Below are 16,076 nucleotides of genomic sequence, written 5' to 3'. Positions count from 1 at the left end.
TAGGGTTCTCCATCAAAATAAATCATAAGGAAGTGATATATGAAGGATAGTGATAATCATAAAAAGATGTCGCTGTTTAGCGCGATTCTTATAGGTGCAACTAGTATGGTTGGTTCAGGTTGGCTATTTAGTGCTCAATTGACAGTTAAAAATGCTGGTAATTGGGCATTTCTAGCATGGATTTTAGCAGCCTGTATTGTGTTAATAATAGCACTATGTTTAAGTAAAGTTGTTGCTATGTACCCTGTGCGAGGTGCTACAACTAGGTCTAGTGCTATTTCTCATAATAGTATTTTCGCTATGCCATTTGCATTTGCAAACTGGTTTGGGATTGTAGTAGTCATATCTACAGAAGCTTTAGCTACTACTCAATATCTTGCTGGTGTAGAAAGTATGAGCTGGCTTATGGCAGATAATAAACTTACATTTTTAGGAGAACTTTTAGCATTATTTATTTTAGTTTTATATTTATTAGTTAATTTTTATGGAGTTAAGCTTCTATCTAAAGTAAATAATGCTATCACAATATTTAAGATGTTTGTGCCAGTTCTTATCGTAATAATATTTACCATCTACGCTGTCACACATAGTAATAATCACATTAGTATGTTTTCTCCAGAAATTCCTAATAATGATTTTGGATTTTCTAGCGCTTTAACTGCTATTGTTGCAGGTGGTTTGATATATTCTTTTAATGGTTTCCAAACAGTAGTAGCTTATGCCAGTGAAGTTAAAAATCCCAGTAGAAACGTACCTCTAGCAATTATAATAGCATTAGTTTTGGTATTGGCTTTATATATGGCTTTACAATATGCTTTTATGCAAGCAGTACCACATAGTTATTTAGTTGAAAAAGGTGGTTGGGCAGGTCTAGACTTTGAATCTCCATTATTACAGTTAGCTACTATGTTAGGCTTAGGTTATATAGCCTTCTTACTGGTTGCTGATAGTATTGTAAGTCCATCTGCTACAGGTTATAGTTATTTAGGAGCATCTTCTAGAATGCTTTATGCGATGTCTTCTGAAGGTCAAATGCCAAGATTTTTCGCAAAAATAACCCCAAAAGTTAACGTTTCTAGAAGATCATTACTTGCTAATTTTTGCTTATCAGCGATATTTCTATTGTTTTCAGATAATTGGACAGGCCTAATGATAGTTGTAACAGGTCTTCATATAATAGGCTATATGGCAGCTCCAATTAGTATGGGAGCTTTAGTACCACGTACACGACTGTTCGGTCTTGCAGTATTTGTACTTTTAACTTTGCTTTTAAATACCATTGAAGTTCAAACAAATATTAATATGAGTATAGTTTTAGTGATACTAATGACTATATATGGGAGTATAGAATACAAAAGAGTAGGCTTAAAAAGCTTAGCGTATTTAATCCTTCCATTTATGATATTTTTAGCTATAGTCGCCCCTGTTAATAATTATCCATTAGTAGGTTTTGTTGGAGCTATATTTTACTGGATTGTAACTGATAAAAGATATATAGCTTTTTGTAAAGCAACGGCTAATAAAAAAAACATCATCGTTGATTGATATTGCTAATTCTCCATGAAGCTACTAGATCATTCTCACGTATTAATACTTTATAATAGATTGGCTATAGCTATATAAACCTTTTCCTCTTATAATACTATTTTAGTTTTATTAAATTATATTCATTCATATGAAAAAAAATACTAAATGGATTCTTGCTATTTTATGCTTAGGCTATTTTATAGATTTTTATGATTTAACTGTAATGAGCGTTTCTTATGTAGACTTATTCAAAGAACAGTTTGGTATTTTAAATTCAACATCTATACAACAGATGTATTACCTAACCAATAATGTGCAAATGGCAGGTATATTAATAGGAGCAATATTATTTGGGATATTAGCAGATAGATTTGGTAGAATTACAGTAATTAAATACAGTATATTGCTTTATTCTGTGACTACCATATTAACGATATTTGTGGGCAATATTTATGTTTTTTTGTTTTTAAGATTTTTGGCCTATCTAGGATTAGCTAGTGAGTTTGCAGTATCAACGGTACTTATAGTTGAATTTTTTCCGCCTAAATTAGCTGCTTGGGGAATGAGTCTCTTGTATATATTAGGAGTTCTTGGAGGAATTGTAGCAACATTTTTGGGAGTTTTTTCTTATAAATTTATGTTTATATTCGGGGGTGTTGCTGGCTTAGGGATATATGCTGTTAGGAAAGTATTAGAAGAATCTCCTTATTTCATTCAGCTATATATGTCTGAGAGGTTTAAAAATGCTGGAAATATATTCTTTTTATTTAAAAAATATACTAAACCATTACTGCTAAATTTTTTAATTACTATACCGTATTTTTTTGTGATAACTGTAATGTTTGCTCTAATAAAATTTATCGCTTCAGATATTGATTTTGCTACTTTAGTAAAAGTATTCCTATTTGGCTTTTTTACTGGAAATATTATAAGTTGTATTTTAAGCGGTATTTACAACCAGTTTTTTAAATCACCAAACTTGTTTTTTGTAGTAAATATAGCGATCTTTTTATTAAGTATATTTATGTATAGATATATATCTTCAGCTACGATATTTATTTATGGAATAACTATAGGTTTAATAGGAGGTGGTTATAATATAATGTGGGCTCAATATGCTGCAGGAGAATTTCCTACAGAAATTAGATCTCTTTCTTGTAATATGATTTTTGCGTTAGGTCGAACTAGTAGTATCTTTTTTGGTATATTACTTGCATATTGGATTACAGATGAAAATTCTTTTAGAAGTAAGATAAACACTATGGCAGTAGCTATAGCTGTTATGGTATTAATGATAATATTTTTTTATAAAAGAAAACGCATTCTATAAAATAACAACTAATTTAGTGAGTTAAAAATGTCTAATAAAATTCTGTTTGGTATAACAGGTAGTGTATCTGCTTTTAAAGCTATTAACCTCATACGTTTCTTTATAAAAGATGGCTATGAGTGTAAAGCAATTATTACAAAAGGTGGGTTAGAATTTATTAAGCCAGAGCTTTTAGTTGCTTTAGGTTGTCCAGTTTATACTGATTATAACTTAGATATGTATTCATATGAACAAACTATGGCTCATATAAACTTACCACGTTGGGCAGATAAAATAGTAGTAGCGCCAGCATCTGCTAATATTATAGCTAAATTTGCTACTGGTTTTGCTAGTGATTTATTAAGTCAGTGTTTACTTGCAAATAATAATAATTCTAAGGTTTATATAGCGCCAGCTATGAATATAAATATGTGGCAAAACAAACTTACTCAAGATAATATACTTAAATTACAAAATTTGGGGTTTAATATAATTACTCCTGATCAGGGGTTACAGGCTTGCGGCGATATCGGATATGGCAGATTACAAGAGCCTGAGAAGTTGTTTAAGCTACTAACAGTACCGCAGGATTTTATAGATAAAAAGGTATTAATAACAGTTGGCGCGACGGTTGAGGATATAGATGGTGTTCGATATTTATCTAACTATAGTTCTGGTAAAATGGGATTTGAACTAGTCAAAGAGCTTTTACTAAGAGGAGCGCAAGTTATTGTTTTAAAAGCTAAAACAACTATAGATTTTAGTATTAGTCACCATAACTTAAAAATAGTTGAGACATTAAGTGCTGATAATATGAACATCTCTATGTTAGAACTAGCAAAAGACAAAGATATATTTATAGGATGTGCAGCAGTAGCTGATTATAAAATAAAACAACAATCTAAGCATAAAATAAAAAAAGATAGTGAAACTTTGATTTTAGAATTTGTGAAAAACCCTGATATTTTAGCTAATTGCAAAAAAAAATACCCTGATATCTTTGCTGTTGGTTTTGCCGCTGAATCTCAAAATATCCTGCAGTATGCTAAAGCAAAGTTAGAAAAGAAAAATTTAAATATGATAGTTGCAAACTCAACTAGTGTTTTAGGTGAAGATAATAGTAGTGTAACTATCTTTTCCAAGGAAAATAGTTATTTTGAGTTTGAATATAAATCTAAGCAACAAATAGCTAGAGATATTTTAGATATGATAAAAAAATTTTTATAACGTTAAATTTTATATAGCATTAGATTATTTTTTAGAGCTTTTTATACATATCTATAGCTCTATCTCTAGACGCTTTGAGATTGATTATAGGTTTTGAGTAATTTTTACCAAGAGTTATTTTAGCTTCTTTTAGCACAGCCTCACTAGCTTCCCATGGCTTTGCTAAATATTTATCTGGTAAATCTTTTAGCTCAGATACATATTTACGGATGTAGCTATAAGCTTCAAACTTTTCTGCTTGCAGAACTGGATTGAATATTCTAAAATAAGGTGCAGCATCAAGCCCGCAACCAGCTACCCATTGCCAGTTAGCGTTATTACTGGCAAAATCCGCATCAAAAAGAGTGTCAAAAAACCACTTTTCTCCTTCTTTCCAATGTATAAGGCAATTTTTAGTTAAAAAGCTAGCTACAATCATGCGTACACGGTTGTGCATATAACCGGTTTGCCAAAGTTGTCGCATTCCTGCATCAACTATAGGTATGCCAGTTTGTCCTTGTTGCCATTTTTTCAGTAGACTTTGGTTATTTTGCCATTCAATTTTATCAAATTTGGAGTTGATATTTCTATGGTCTAAATTAGGGTAGTAGTAAGTTTGGTAATAACAAAAATCACGCCAAGCTAACTCTTTCATAAAATACTCTTCATTTTTATTTATTGAATTTAAGTTTTGCACTGTATTATAGATCTGATTTGGAGATATTTCACCAAAGTGTAAATATGGTGACAAAGTTGACGTTGCATCTAAACTCATATAGTCACGAGCTATTTTGTAGCCTTTAATTTTTTTATCTAAAAATTGTTTCAATATATTAATAGCCATTTCTTCACCTACATTCCATTGCTTAATAATTTCTTGCCATGAATGTTTTGGTTCTAACAGCTCAAGAGAAGCTATATCATTAGAATCGTTTAATTTCTTAAGACTGTTAAATTTTGGTTTTGCAATATTTGGTCTATATTTTCTAATTTTTATTAATTCTTTGTAAAATGGTGTGTAAACTTTATAGTGTGAATTATCTGATTTTATACACTCCCACGGTTCTATAAGTAGACTACCATTGAAACTTTTTACATTTACATTATGTTCTTGGAGAAGTTGCTTAATTTGAGTATCTCTATCTATGCTATATTTGTCATAACACCGATTCCAATAAAAACCAGTAACTTTATTCTTTTGAATAAGCTCTTTTATAATTCTAAGAGGATCACCTTTGTAGATATTTAGTTTGTTATCAAGTGATTCATTTAGCTTTGTTAATGAGTAGTGCAACCATAGTTTACTTGCTCCACCAATTGGGTATTTTTTGTCAAATATATAAATAGTAATGGTTTCATCAGCTTGGCTTGCCTGATTAAGAGCTGGGTTATCAGCTAGGCGTAAATCTTGTCTAAACCAATGAATAGCAATTTTTTTCATAATTCTTGAGTGAGTATTTTACATAGCATTTCAACATGAGCTTGAGAGTCATTTAAACATGGTATTAAATTAAATTCTTTACCACCATTTTTAATGAAATTCCGCTTTTCTGTAATAGCAAGTTCTTCTAAGGTCTCTAAGCAGTCAACACTAAACCCCGGAGTTATTAGTACAACTTTTTTATTTTGCTTTGCAAGTTCTTCTAATTTTGTCGTGGTATATGGCTCTAACCATTTTTTAGGTCCAAAACGAGATTGGAAAGATAGTCCAAAATTAATATGTGGATATTCATTTTCTAAAGCCTCTTTGACTAAGCGATAAGTTTTATGACAGTGGCAGTAATAAGGGTCACCTTTGTCAAAATATTCTTGTGGTAAACCATGAAATGAGAATAGTAGGGTATCAGGAGTATAGTTTAAACTTTGAAAACAGCTTTTTATTTGTTGGCTAATAGTTTCAATATAGTATTTATTATCATAATAAGGTTTTATACCCTTGATAGTTGGTTGCCAACGAAGTTTAGTTAAAATTCTATATACTTCGTCATAAACTGTAGCTGTAGTTGTAGCAGAATATTGTGGGTATAATGGAAATATAGCTATTTCGGTAACACCTTGCTCCTGTAGGGTTTTGATTTTAGTTTCAATATTAGGATTACCATATCTCATAGTGTAATTAACAATACAATTTTCTAACTTTTCATTTAAATTTTTAGCTAGATTCTTAGTATATAGCAGTAATGGTGATTTGTTACGTTCTCTATTCCAAACTTGCTTGTAACTATGAACATTTTTTTTGGAGCGTATCGGTAGAATTATAAGGTTTAAAACTAGCTTCCACAAAATAGGGTTTGCTTCTATAACTCTTCGATCAGATAAAAATTCTCTAAGATAGTTTCTTATAGACTTTATATCATAGTTATTAGGGGTCCCTAGGTTAACTAAGAGAATGGCTTTTTTATTATATTTTTTACTATATTCTTGCATTATTTTATTTATTGTAATGGTGATTTAAAGATAATTGTAACAAATAATTTATCTACAAAAGTTAAATTTTTTTCATATAAGATGATAAAACAGTTATAATGTATGTATATTATCTATAGGGAGAAATGCTATGAAAAAGCTGATTTTGGTTTCTGTAGGATTATTAAGCTTTGTTATGAGTTATGCTTATATGCGTCCGGCTGATCCATATGATATGTATGATGGTCCAGAAGTTAAAGAAGAACGTGCTGAAGGTGCTGCATATGTGCCACCAGATAGTCAATTTATAAACTCCAGGTATGGTGAATATATAGATAATAGAGAAAGTGAGTTTAGTCCAGGTGATGATGCCAACAGGCTTTTTTGGTCTTATAGTCAGCCATAATTATTTATAATAGTTTTCAATATAATTAATTTCAAAAATAGGGCTCTAAATGCAACATTGGCACCAATTACAATTTAATATAAACTCTAATTCTTTTGATCTTGTAGAAGATCATCTTTTTAATAATAATGCAGGTTCTATAACTAGGGTAGATAAGCCTGATGAAATAGTACAAGTAACAGTATTATATGAAAATCACCATGATATAGACACTATAGTTTCTAATATAAAAAAACAATTTCATTATATTTTAGAAAGTGAAATTGAATATGAAATTATCAAAGATCAACAATGGGAAGCTGCTTGGTTATATGATTATGAGCCGATAAAAATTGGTAAAAATATTATAGTATATCCAAACTGGCGTGAGCTGCCGGAAGATAATAAACACACGTATATAATAGTGGATCCCAGCATTGCTTTTGGTTGCGGTAACCACGAGACAACTAAGATGTGTCTTGAATGGTTAGAAAAGCATGTAACTAAAGACTCTCAAGTTTTAGATTATGGTTGTGGTACAGGAATACTCGCCATAAGCGCTGTTAAGTTAGGAGCTAGTTATGCAGAGGGCATAGACATAGATCTTAACTCTATTGAGTCTTCACAAAAAAATGCTAAGGAAAATGATGTTTTTGATAAAACCTATTTTAGTGATAATCCACCCACTCAGAAATTCGATTTAGTAGTAGCGAATATTTTTTCAAATGTTTTAATAAGCCTAGTTGGAAATATAGCAAGTAGTTTAAAACAAAGTGGAAGACTTGCTTTATCAGGTATAATAGAAAATCAAATAGATGAAGTTCAAGAAATATTTACAAAGCATGGAATAATTTTTAATCAGCCTAAGCAGATGGGACAGTGGTTTATGCTAGATGGGTTTAAAAGAGTAGCTTTAAAATAGCAGATATATAATTGAAAATAATGTTGTGCTTGCTGCCAATGGCAGGCTTTTGTCATAGTGCTTTTATAGGGTTTATAGTATTTAATATACTAGTACTAATAGTTTTTAAATGATATTTGGTTCATGGAGTTTTGTTATTTAATAATACTATTTTTTAAATAGTTGCTTTACTCTAACGCATATAGTTGCTATAAATATGGCATAAAAAGCATTAATCAATACTGGTACTATATAACCAAATATTATAAAAAATATAGCATCAATATGGATGATTACTTCTGATGAAGAAACCTGTAAATATGATCGAGCCCAAGCTATAAACTCTTGGCTAAAAAATAAAGTAGGAGCTACTTGGATTTTAGTTGTAAAAACTATATTACACAAAGCTCCTACAAAGATTCCAGGGTCAGCTATCAAATTAGCATAATCAAGATCACTTATTTTAAATGATTTATAATATACAATTTGTAAATGGTTGTATTCGCATAGTGTAAATATTATAAAGAAAACTGTTATATAAATCCTAAAATTTATAGGTGGAAGTTTGTTTATTAGATAAAGTTTAATAGTTAGCAACACAATAATCGTAGCTATAAAAGCACCACTAAAAAATACTGCATTAATATAAGAGCATAGTACAAACATAAATGAACAAAAAATCATCCAATTTAAAACTTTCCATATCTTGGGTTTTAAGTAATTTTCAGTATTAACATCTAATTGATTCTTATCTTTTGCCATTATAATTAAATATTTTATTAACAACTTGGTAATTATGGGCTTTTAAAAATCTTTTTAAAAGATTATAGTATACAAAAGTATATCAAATGTAATAAAAAATATGAAAAAGGTTATAACCGCACTAATAGTAGGAATGATTTGTTGGTGCAGTGTATTTGCTATGAGCAGAGCTAATACACCATCTTTAGATCAGTATAGGACTAAGATTACCAATATTGATCAAGAGATAATTAGGTTAATAGCCCAAAGAGAACAAATTGTAAAACAAGTAGGTAAATACAAGAAAAAACATAATTTAGCAGTGTATGATCCAGATAGAGAGGCGAAACTTAAAAAAATTCATGAAGCTATAGCTGTACAGTATGATGTTTCCCCTGAGCTTGTAAATAATGTCTTTGATGTAATAATTTCAAACTCTAGAAATTTAGAGGGAAAAGTTTAAAAGAATACAATAAAAGGAAAATATAATGAATAATATTTATGACTTTAAATTAACAGCAAATGATGGCTCAGAGTTTTATTTGCCTAAGGATAAAGTTCTATTGGTTGTAAACGTGGCTAGTAAGTGTGGCTTTACAAAGCAGTATAAAGGTTTACAGTATTTATATGAGAAGTATCCTGACTTAGAGGTTGTAGCTTTTCCTTGTAACTCATTTGGGGGTCAAGAGCCAGCATCTGATGTAGAAATTAAAAATTTTTGTGAAACTAAGTATAATGTAACTTTCCCAATTATGAAAAAAACAAAGGTCAATGGAAAAGATGCTGAACCTTTGTTTGTGTATTTAAAAGAACATGCCAAAGGTGTACTTGGTACAGAAAGAATAAAATGGAACTTTACAAAATTTCTTATTAGTAAAGGTGGTGAGACTATAGAGCGATTTGCACCTAAGGATGCACCAGAAGATCTCATCTCAGATATTGAAAATTTTATAAAAGATTAGTTTTTTCTTATTCATAATCCAAATACATTCTAGTATTTTATCTTTTACTTTATAAATAAATCTCAATTAGTGGTAATTCTGAAAAACTCAACCATCTTAGCTTCGTGAAGCTAGAAGTATTATAAATTTAAAATATTTCTACAAATACACCTTTAATTGCAATATTATATTTAATAGATTTCTAGTTAAATTTTTGAAAAAATTATGCACTTTTTTACTCAAAAACAAAATCGTGAAATAGAGGAGTATGCTATTTCCAAAGGTATAAATCTTATAGAAAATGCTTCTGATGAGATAGTTAAACACATAATTTCAAAATTTTCACAAGATACAAAGATACTTTTTGTGGTTGGTGCAGGTAATAATGGTAGCGATGGTATTGCTGCTGCTATCAAACTTTATAATAAAAACTATGATGTTGACGTCTATAGAGCTTTCCCAAAAGCTAATCAGAAAAATCAAAATTACTATTTTAAATTCTCTAAACTTAAACCTGCATTAGGTAGACTACCTGATATTAGTAATTATGATGTAGTTGTGGATGGTTTATTTGGTATAGGGCTTGATAGGGATTTACAGGATGATATTTTGGAAATTGTTAAATCTATAAATAAGAATTCTAAATATACTCTGGCTATAGATGTGCCAAGTGGGTTAGGTGCTTTTAACGCTAAAGTGTATAAAGCAGCAATTCAAGCGAATGAGACTATTACATTCTTAGCAGATAAACAAGGCTTATATACTGGTGAAGGTTTAGATTATGCAGGTAAGGTGATTATGACAAAATTAACAGACAGCTCCTCTATAAAACTAACCCCAGCATCTTACCGAATTTATAAGAATAATATACAAGACTTAAGCTTAAATAATATACTAAGAAAAAAGAAAAATACTAATAAAGGAAGCTATGGCAGTCTTGCAATAATTGGTGGTAATATAGGTATGAATGGTGCATTACAGCTAGCTGGAATTAGTGCTTTATATAGTGGTTGTGGTAAAGTCTCGTTATTACCATTAGATGTTAATTTTCGTTCTAATATGACTGCACCTGAACTTATGGTTAAAGATTTAAATAACGCTATTGAGAAGGTGGCAAACTATACAGGAGTAGCTTTAGGTATAGGACTTGATACAACCAAATATTCCCAAAAAATATTAGAGAGGGCTATAGATGACTTAACTCAACCAGCTATATTTGATGCTGATGCATTAAATATAATCGCCAAAGACTATAAAATTAGAGAAAAATTTATAAAACTAAAAAATAAAATAATAACTCCACATCCAGCAGAAGCAGCTAGGATGCTAGAGTGTAGCACTCAAGAAATCCAAGATGATAGATTTGAAGCAATTAAAAAACTAGCACAAAAGTATAATTCAACTGTAGTACTTAAAGGAGCTGGTAGTCTAATTTGTAAGGATGATACTATTTACATAAACCCTACAGGTAACCAAGGAATGGCGGTAGCAGGGCAAGGCGATGTCTTATCTGGAATTATAGGAGCATTTTTAGCTCAAGGCTTAGATGTTCTATCAGCAAGTAGATTAGCTGTATATGTTCACGGTTTAGCTGGTGATAACTTGTCCCAAAAATTTGGTGGTTATATTGGCATCTTACCTAGTAAAGTAGCTAGAGAAGTTTGTAAGGTTTTGAATGAGTTTTAGTTTGGTATATTAAGTTGAAAAGCTTTAAAAATATAAAAAAATGAAGATTTTATAGTCTACTCTATGTAGAATAATCTTACTGTCAATTTTTATAAGGTCAAGGATAAGCTTTATGATTAAAAATAAAACAAATGAATTAAATGAGTTAAATGGAATTATTAAAGATTTTGTTACATATATTTATAAATCACCAAACGATTTTTCAAAAATTTTAGTTAAAACTGTAGAAAATGCAATTAGAGAGCATGAAGGTTATGGAGTGTATAAGACATTTTTCAATACCATAGGAGATAATAACAGTAAAATTAGAAACGCATTATTAGATCATAATAAAAAAATGGCTTCTTATCCCCCATTAAAACCTTTAATCAACCCAAATAATATAAATATCGATAATCTTCCAAATGAAACGCCACGAAATGATTTATTTAATGAATGTATCTCTACAACCGTATTTATTGGTTCTATAGGGAATTTTAACGTTAGTGGTATGCTTTATGACACATCATCATTTAATACCAAGTTCTATACTGAATTACTAACAAATACTGTTGTTCCTAGTATTTATAAGTCAGTAATATCTCAAAAGGCCAGTAAAATACATAACATTCTTTTAAGTTATCTTCCTAGTGATGGGATTATCGAAATAGATGAAGAAATTTCTCCTAGCAATAAAAAACCTAGTGTCCCCTTAAATGGTATGGACGAACATAAAGTCCGTATGGAAAAAATTTTAAAGGGTCTTATAACTAAGCTTGATAATCACATTCAGAATAACCCTCCTCCGAAAGGTAAAAGTGCCGCTGATGAGCTTGCTGAACTTGAAAAATTTTATAAAAATAATATTTTAAAAGATCTTTGATTAACTTTATGAGAACACTAACAGTTTACTACAATAATTTTTAAACATAGTAGAAAAGATCTAGCAGTGTCAATTCTATTCTATCCATCGTATTGAACAGTAAAACTTGTGATTGAGCCGCTAACATTAACGCTAGGTTGTAAACGATGGTCGCTTGCAATAGCAAATAACATATTAAAACGTTGGGTATCGTATTGAGATATGTCAATTGTCCAACCATTTGGTACATAATCATCAGCATGCTTGACTCCAACAGGATACTCAGCGTCAATCCATTTAATTAAACCAACTACTGCGCCAGATTTTTTTGTAATTTGAAAAGTTGCTTCAGAATGTTGCCAACCACAACCAAAAAAGCTACCATTGGCTTCTATATACATAGTGTTTTTTTGACCTGCAGGTACCCAAGTTGCAGGAATAACATTATTCATACATTCACTACTAGATGTTAATATATGGATATCGTCATTACTATCATTAACTAAAGTTAACCTTGCACCTTGACCATTTACATTTTCTTCACTACTATAGCTTTTTGCAAAAGAAATACAAGTAAAGCAAAGAAGTAATGAAATAAAAAAAATAACTTTCTTTGTAAATAACATCATGTTCATCCCCTTTTTTAAACAAATAATCTAAACTTAGGTTATACCATAAAAAATACTTGATATCATTTGTTTTACAGCAATATTGCCAAGCTATGTACACTCCCTTTTGAAGACCGTTGACCTAATCGTCATAGTTCAGTAGACTTTGTCACGATAGATTTTCCAAAACACTATAAATACTTCGACTCTACTTAGCACAGACTTGGGTTTTTGTAGTAAATACTTTTTAAAATACTACCTACTTTAGATAAGTGAAATCTTTTAATTTACGGTGGTTAAGAGCTGTTTAGTTAATTATTAGGCTTACTCATTTATTGAGCTAGTACTTTCATTTTTTGAAAGTTTTTTAGTGCTTTTAACTTTGGCAAAAGGTTTATCAGAAAACTTCATGACTGGTTTAGTTATAAGTTGACCATCAGAATTTTTACCGTACCATTTATTATCGTTATTAACGTTAGTTTTAAAATTTTTTAAAAGCTGTAGATATTTTTCCCAACATAGATTTTTTTCAATTGGGGTTTTACCATCATTAATAGTTACTTTCTGCCATGTTTTTGCACCATCTTTTGAGATTTGATAAGTAATCAAGCAGTAGTCACTAGGTATAGATGGTACAACCTCTTGTTTTAAAGACTCTTTTAGTTTTTCTGTTTTAGTTAGCTTTATAAAATAGTATGAAAGAAATGTTGTAATTATTGCGACAGCTAAAATTGCAAATATAATTAATTTTTTTTTCATTTTATAGCCTATAATAATTTGGTTGGTTTGCAATTATATACTAATTAAGTATAAATACGATCAGTAGAGTTTATTTTAGTATGTAAAATAGTTTATAATGATAGATGTTTTAAATAAAGAAATAATAGCTATTTTATTGTTTATTAGAAGGTAAGTACCCTACATGATTACGACAAAAGAATTACGTAATAAATTTATAGATTATTTTAAATCAAAAAGCCATACTCATCAGCCCAGTTCTTCTTTGATACCGTTTGGCGATGAAACCTTGCTTTTTACTAATGCCGGTATGGTACAGTTTAAAGATGTGTTTTTAGGAGTTGAGAAAAAAGACTTTTCAAGAGCTGTTACTGTTCAAAAATGCTTAAGAGCCGGTGGTAAGCATAATGATCTTGATAACGTTGGTTATACTGCTAGGCACCATACATTTTTTGAAATGTTAGGAAATTTTAGCTTTGGCGATTATTTTAAAAAAGAAGCTATTAGCTTTGCCTGGGAGTTTTTAACTAAAGAAATTAATTTACCAATAGAAAAGCTTTGGGTAACTATCTATGCTAGTGATGATGAAGCTTTTGATATTTGGCATAAGCATATTGGCCTATCTAAAGAAAGAATAATTAGAATAGGCTCGTCTGATAATTTTTGGTCGATGGGTGACACTGGTCCTTGTGGTCCATGTACAGAGATTTTTTATGACCATGGTAGGCATATTGCTGGAGGTTTACCTGGAACGCTAGAAGAAGATGGCGATAGATACATAGAAATATGGAACATAGTATTTATGCAATACAATCGCCATGCTGATGGCAGTATTACAGAATTACCAAAACCATCTGTAGATACAGGTATGGGGCTTGAGCGTATAGCTGCTGTACTTCAAGACGTAAATAGTAATTATGAAATTGACTTATTCCAGGCGTTGATTGGAAAAGTTCAGCAGGTAATTAATACTTCATATGTAAACTCACCATCTCTAAAAGTAGTCGCAGATCATATTAGATCATGTGCTTTTTTAATAGCTGATGGAGTACTGCCATCTAATGAAAGTAGAGGATACGTACTTAGAAGAATCATACGTAGAGCTATACGTCACGGACATAAATTAGGGGCTAAAGAAATCTTTTTTTATAAGCTTGTTGAGGAATTGGTAAACCAAATGGGAGAAGCTTACCCAGAGCTTATCAACAAAAAAGGTTTAATAGAAAAAACATTAATTAAAGAAGAAGAGTTATTTTTAAAAACTGTTGAAAATGGTATAAAAATATTTGATGCAGAAATACAAAATATAAAAGATAACATTATTTCTGGAGATGTAGCTTTTAAACTTTATGATACCTATGGTTTTCCTTTGGATCTAACGGCTGATATGGCAAAAGAAAAAGGTCTCAAGGTTGATGAAGAAGCTTTTCAAAAGCAAATGCAACAACAAAAACAGCGTTCTAAAGAGGCTGGAAAGTTTAATGTGGACTATAATGATGTTATTAGCTCGCAGACAAAAACAGAATTTAGAGGTTACTCAACTTTAATAGAAAATTCTAAAGTTATAGAAATATATAAAAATGGGGAGTCTATCCAGAATATAGGCAGTAGCAATGATACAGTTATGCTTGTACTTAATAAAACTCCTTTTTATGCCGAATCTGGTGGTCAGGTTGGTGATAAAGGAATACTAGAGGGGGTAGGTTTAGAGTTTATTGTTGAGGATGTACAAAAATCAGGTCAAACGATTTTACATATAGGTAAACTAGTAAAAGGCTATCTAAGCATAGGTGATGAAATCACTGCAAGAGTAGATAATAAAATAAGAATAGCCACAGCAGCTAATCACAGCGCTACTCATTTACTACATAAAACACTAAAAATTATATTAGGTAATCATGTAGAGCAAAAGGGCTCATTAGTTGATGCTAAAAGATTAAGATTTGATTTTATTCACGGTCAAGCTATATCACGCCAGCAAATTCAAGAAATTGAAACTTTAATAAATGCTCAAATCCGAGCTAACTTTTTAGTTTCTATTATTGAAACTACTCAAGAAAGAGCAAAAGCAATGGGAGCAGAAGCTTTATTTGGGGAAAAATATGGTGATATAGTACGTGTCGTATCTATGGGAGATTTTTCCATAGAGTTATGTGGTGGTACTCATGTTAACCGTACAGGAGATATCGGATTATTTAAGATAATATCAGAAAGTGGTATAGCTGCAGGCGTCCGTAGAATAGAAGCGATAACTGCAGATCGAGCTCTCAAGAGTATATTAGAGGCAGAAAACATGCTTTTTGATATTAAAAATAGTTTGAAAGCTAATGATAGTAATTTGCTTAGCAAATTATACTCCTTGCAAGAGCAGTTAAAAACTCAAGAAAAATTAATCTTTAAGTTAAAGAAAGATCTTTTATCAGGTTCAGGTAATGCTATAAAAGAATCTAAATATGGCGATATAACTTTAGTTATAGCAAGTATTGATAATGTTGATATAAAAACGTTACGTGAAAAAATAGATGATTATAAAACAAAAAATAATAAGGTCATAGTAGTGCTTAGTACTGTAATATCTGAAAAAGTTCAATTTGTAGTAGGTGTAAGCAAATCTATCACATTTTTAATAAAAGCGGGAGATATTGCTAAACACTTAAGTGAGCATATTGATGGTAAAGGCGGAGGCAGACCAGATATGGCTCAAGGTGGAGGTAGCAATTCTAAAAATATAGAGATAGCTTTGGAGCAAATAAAAGAATTCATTTTAGAGAAGATCAACTAAGAGTA

At 30.5% G+C, this 16,076-nt stretch carries 15 protein-coding genes; 10 read left to right on the top strand and 5 right to left on the bottom strand.

Annotated elements, in window-relative coordinates:
- Window positions 1-39: 39 nt before the first annotated feature.
- The 3 genes from SD28_RS05475 (at window position 40) to coaBC (ending at window position 4,063) form a co-directional block, all read left to right on the top strand.
- Window positions 40-1,545, top strand: coding sequence for an APC family permease (locus SD28_RS05475; RefSeq protein ID WP_039124896.1), 1,506 nt, complete (start codon window positions 40-42; stop codon window positions 1,543-1,545).
- A 130-nt stretch (window positions 1,546-1,675) separates the two neighbouring features.
- A complete protein-coding gene (locus tag SD28_RS05470; protein ID WP_039124895.1) occupies window positions 1,676-2,857 on the top strand; it encodes an MFS transporter in 1,182 nt (393 codons plus the stop codon).
- Window positions 2,858-2,884: 27 nt separating this feature from the next.
- Entirely contained in the window at window positions 2,885-4,063 is a 1,179-nt protein-coding gene (gene coaBC, locus SD28_RS05465) for a bifunctional phosphopantothenoylcysteine decarboxylase/phosphopantothenate--cysteine ligase CoaBC (protein WP_039124894.1), read from the top strand.
- Between the two features lie 31 nt (window positions 4,064-4,094).
- Here coaBC and SD28_RS05460 read toward each other — a convergent pair whose 3' ends face one another.
- Window positions 4,095-5,486: a cryptochrome/photolyase family protein gene (locus tag SD28_RS05460; RefSeq protein ID WP_039124892.1), complete on the bottom strand. Its 1,392-nt coding sequence runs from the start codon at window positions 5,484-5,486 to the stop codon at window positions 4,095-4,097.
- Window positions 5,480-6,469 carry a ferrochelatase gene (hemH, locus tag SD28_RS05455; RefSeq protein ID WP_039124891.1) on the bottom strand — a complete coding sequence of 330 codons (990 nt, stop codon included), beginning with the start codon at window positions 6,467-6,469 and terminating at the stop codon, window positions 5,480-5,482. The genes SD28_RS05460 and hemH overlap by 7 nt, the downstream gene beginning before the upstream one ends.
- A gap of 130 nt (window positions 6,470-6,599) precedes the next feature.
- Between hemH and SD28_RS05450 the strand changes: the two genes are divergently transcribed.
- Together SD28_RS05450 and prmA are read left to right on the top strand one after the other, a co-directional pair.
- The gene (locus SD28_RS05450; RefSeq protein WP_039124888.1) at window positions 6,600-6,854 is read left to right on the top strand and encodes a hypothetical protein; all 255 of its coding nucleotides are present in this window, start codon (window positions 6,600-6,602) and stop codon (window positions 6,852-6,854) included.
- A 49-nt stretch (window positions 6,855-6,903) separates the two neighbouring features.
- Window positions 6,904-7,755: a 50S ribosomal protein L11 methyltransferase gene (gene prmA / locus SD28_RS05445; RefSeq protein WP_039124886.1), complete on the top strand. Its 852-nt coding sequence runs from the start codon at window positions 6,904-6,906 to the stop codon at window positions 7,753-7,755.
- Between the two features lie 147 nt (window positions 7,756-7,902).
- On the opposite strand, the gene SD28_RS05440 is transcribed toward prmA, so the two are convergent.
- The gene (locus SD28_RS05440) at window positions 7,903-8,496 is read right to left on the bottom strand and encodes a hypothetical protein (RefSeq protein WP_052251878.1); all 594 of its coding nucleotides are present in this window, start codon (window positions 8,494-8,496) and stop codon (window positions 7,903-7,905) included.
- A 100-nt stretch (window positions 8,497-8,596) separates the two neighbouring features.
- Here SD28_RS05440 and SD28_RS05435 point away from each other — a divergent pair, with 100 nt between their 5' ends.
- The 4 genes from SD28_RS05435 to SD28_RS05420 all read left to right on the top strand — a co-directional run bounded on the left by SD28_RS05435 (window position 8,597) and on the right by SD28_RS05420 (window position 11,964).
- Entirely contained in the window at window positions 8,597-8,938 is a 342-nt protein-coding gene (locus SD28_RS05435; RefSeq protein ID WP_039124884.1) for a chorismate mutase, read from the top strand.
- A 25-nt stretch (window positions 8,939-8,963) separates the two neighbouring features.
- Window positions 8,964-9,437 (top strand): glutathione peroxidase, encoded by a 474-nt coding sequence (locus SD28_RS05430; RefSeq protein WP_039124881.1) that lies wholly within the window; start codon window positions 8,964-8,966, stop codon window positions 9,435-9,437.
- 204 nt (window positions 9,438-9,641) lie between these two features.
- Window positions 9,642-11,102, top strand: coding sequence for a bifunctional ADP-dependent NAD(P)H-hydrate dehydratase/NAD(P)H-hydrate epimerase (locus SD28_RS05425; protein ID WP_039124879.1), 1,461 nt, complete (start codon window positions 9,642-9,644; stop codon window positions 11,100-11,102).
- A 112-nt stretch (window positions 11,103-11,214) separates the two neighbouring features.
- Window positions 11,215-11,964 (top strand): hypothetical protein, encoded by a 750-nt coding sequence (locus SD28_RS05420; protein WP_039124876.1) that lies wholly within the window; start codon window positions 11,215-11,217, stop codon window positions 11,962-11,964.
- Between the two features lie 80 nt (window positions 11,965-12,044).
- Here SD28_RS05420 and SD28_RS05415 read toward each other — a convergent pair whose 3' ends face one another.
- Window positions 12,045-12,572 (bottom strand): hypothetical protein, encoded by a 528-nt coding sequence (locus SD28_RS05415; protein ID WP_039124874.1) that lies wholly within the window; start codon window positions 12,570-12,572, stop codon window positions 12,045-12,047.
- 303 nt (window positions 12,573-12,875) lie between these two features.
- Entirely contained in the window at window positions 12,876-13,310 is a 435-nt protein-coding gene (locus tag SD28_RS05410; RefSeq protein ID WP_039124872.1) for a hypothetical protein, read from the bottom strand.
- 163 nt (window positions 13,311-13,473) lie between these two features.
- On the opposite strand from SD28_RS05410, the gene alaS reads away from it, so the two are divergent.
- Window positions 13,474-16,071, top strand: coding sequence for an alanine--tRNA ligase (alaS, locus tag SD28_RS05405; RefSeq protein ID WP_039124870.1), 2,598 nt, complete (start codon window positions 13,474-13,476; stop codon window positions 16,069-16,071).
- The last annotated feature ends 5 nt before the right edge of the window (window positions 16,072-16,076 follow it).

It is taken from the genome of Allofrancisella guangzhouensis, assembly GCF_000815225.1.
Classification (GTDB): Bacteria; Pseudomonadota; Gammaproteobacteria; order Francisellales; family Francisellaceae; genus Francisella; species Francisella guangzhouensis.
Note: the sequence above shows the minus strand (reverse complement) of the source record. Positions and strands in the feature narration are given on the sequence as shown.

What these genes read in the sequence shown, in the direction of transcription:
- coaBC (WP_039124894.1), top strand. Translation starts at nt 2,885, where the DNA reads ATGTCTAATAAAATTCTGTTTGGTATAACAGGTAGTGTATCTGCTTTT.
- SD28_RS05450 (WP_039124888.1), top strand. Translation starts at nt 6,600, where the DNA reads ATGAAAAAGCTGATTTTGGTTTCTGTAGGATTATTAAGCTTTGTTATG.
- SD28_RS05430 (WP_039124881.1), top strand. Translation starts at nt 8,964, where the DNA reads ATGAATAATATTTATGACTTTAAATTAACAGCAAATGATGGCTCAGAG.
- SD28_RS05420 (WP_039124876.1), top strand. Translation starts at nt 11,215, where the DNA reads ATGATTAAAAATAAAACAAATGAATTAAATGAGTTAAATGGAATTATT.
- SD28_RS05425 (WP_039124879.1), top strand. Translation starts at nt 9,642, where the DNA reads ATGCACTTTTTTACTCAAAAACAAAATCGTGAAATAGAGGAGTATGCT.
- prmA (WP_039124886.1), top strand. Translation starts at nt 6,904, where the DNA reads ATGCAACATTGGCACCAATTACAATTTAATATAAACTCTAATTCTTTT.
- SD28_RS05435 (WP_039124884.1), top strand. Translation starts at nt 8,597, where the DNA reads ATGAAAAAGGTTATAACCGCACTAATAGTAGGAATGATTTGTTGGTGC.
- alaS (WP_039124870.1), top strand. Translation starts at nt 13,474, where the DNA reads ATGATTACGACAAAAGAATTACGTAATAAATTTATAGATTATTTTAAA.
- SD28_RS05410 (WP_039124872.1), bottom strand. Translation starts at nt 13,310, where the DNA reads ATGAAAAAAAAATTAATTATATTTGCAATTTTAGCTGTCGCAATAATT.
- SD28_RS05440 (WP_052251878.1), bottom strand. Translation starts at nt 8,496, where the DNA reads ATGGCAAAAGATAAGAATCAATTAGATGTTAATACTGAAAATTACTTA.
- SD28_RS05475 (WP_039124896.1), top strand. Translation starts at nt 40, where the DNA reads ATGAAGGATAGTGATAATCATAAAAAGATGTCGCTGTTTAGCGCGATT.
- SD28_RS05415 (WP_039124874.1), bottom strand. Translation starts at nt 12,572, where the DNA reads ATGATGTTATTTACAAAGAAAGTTATTTTTTTTATTTCATTACTTCTT.
- hemH (WP_039124891.1), bottom strand. Translation starts at nt 6,469, where the DNA reads ATGCAAGAATATAGTAAAAAATATAATAAAAAAGCCATTCTCTTAGTT.
- SD28_RS05470 (WP_039124895.1), top strand. Translation starts at nt 1,676, where the DNA reads ATGAAAAAAAATACTAAATGGATTCTTGCTATTTTATGCTTAGGCTAT.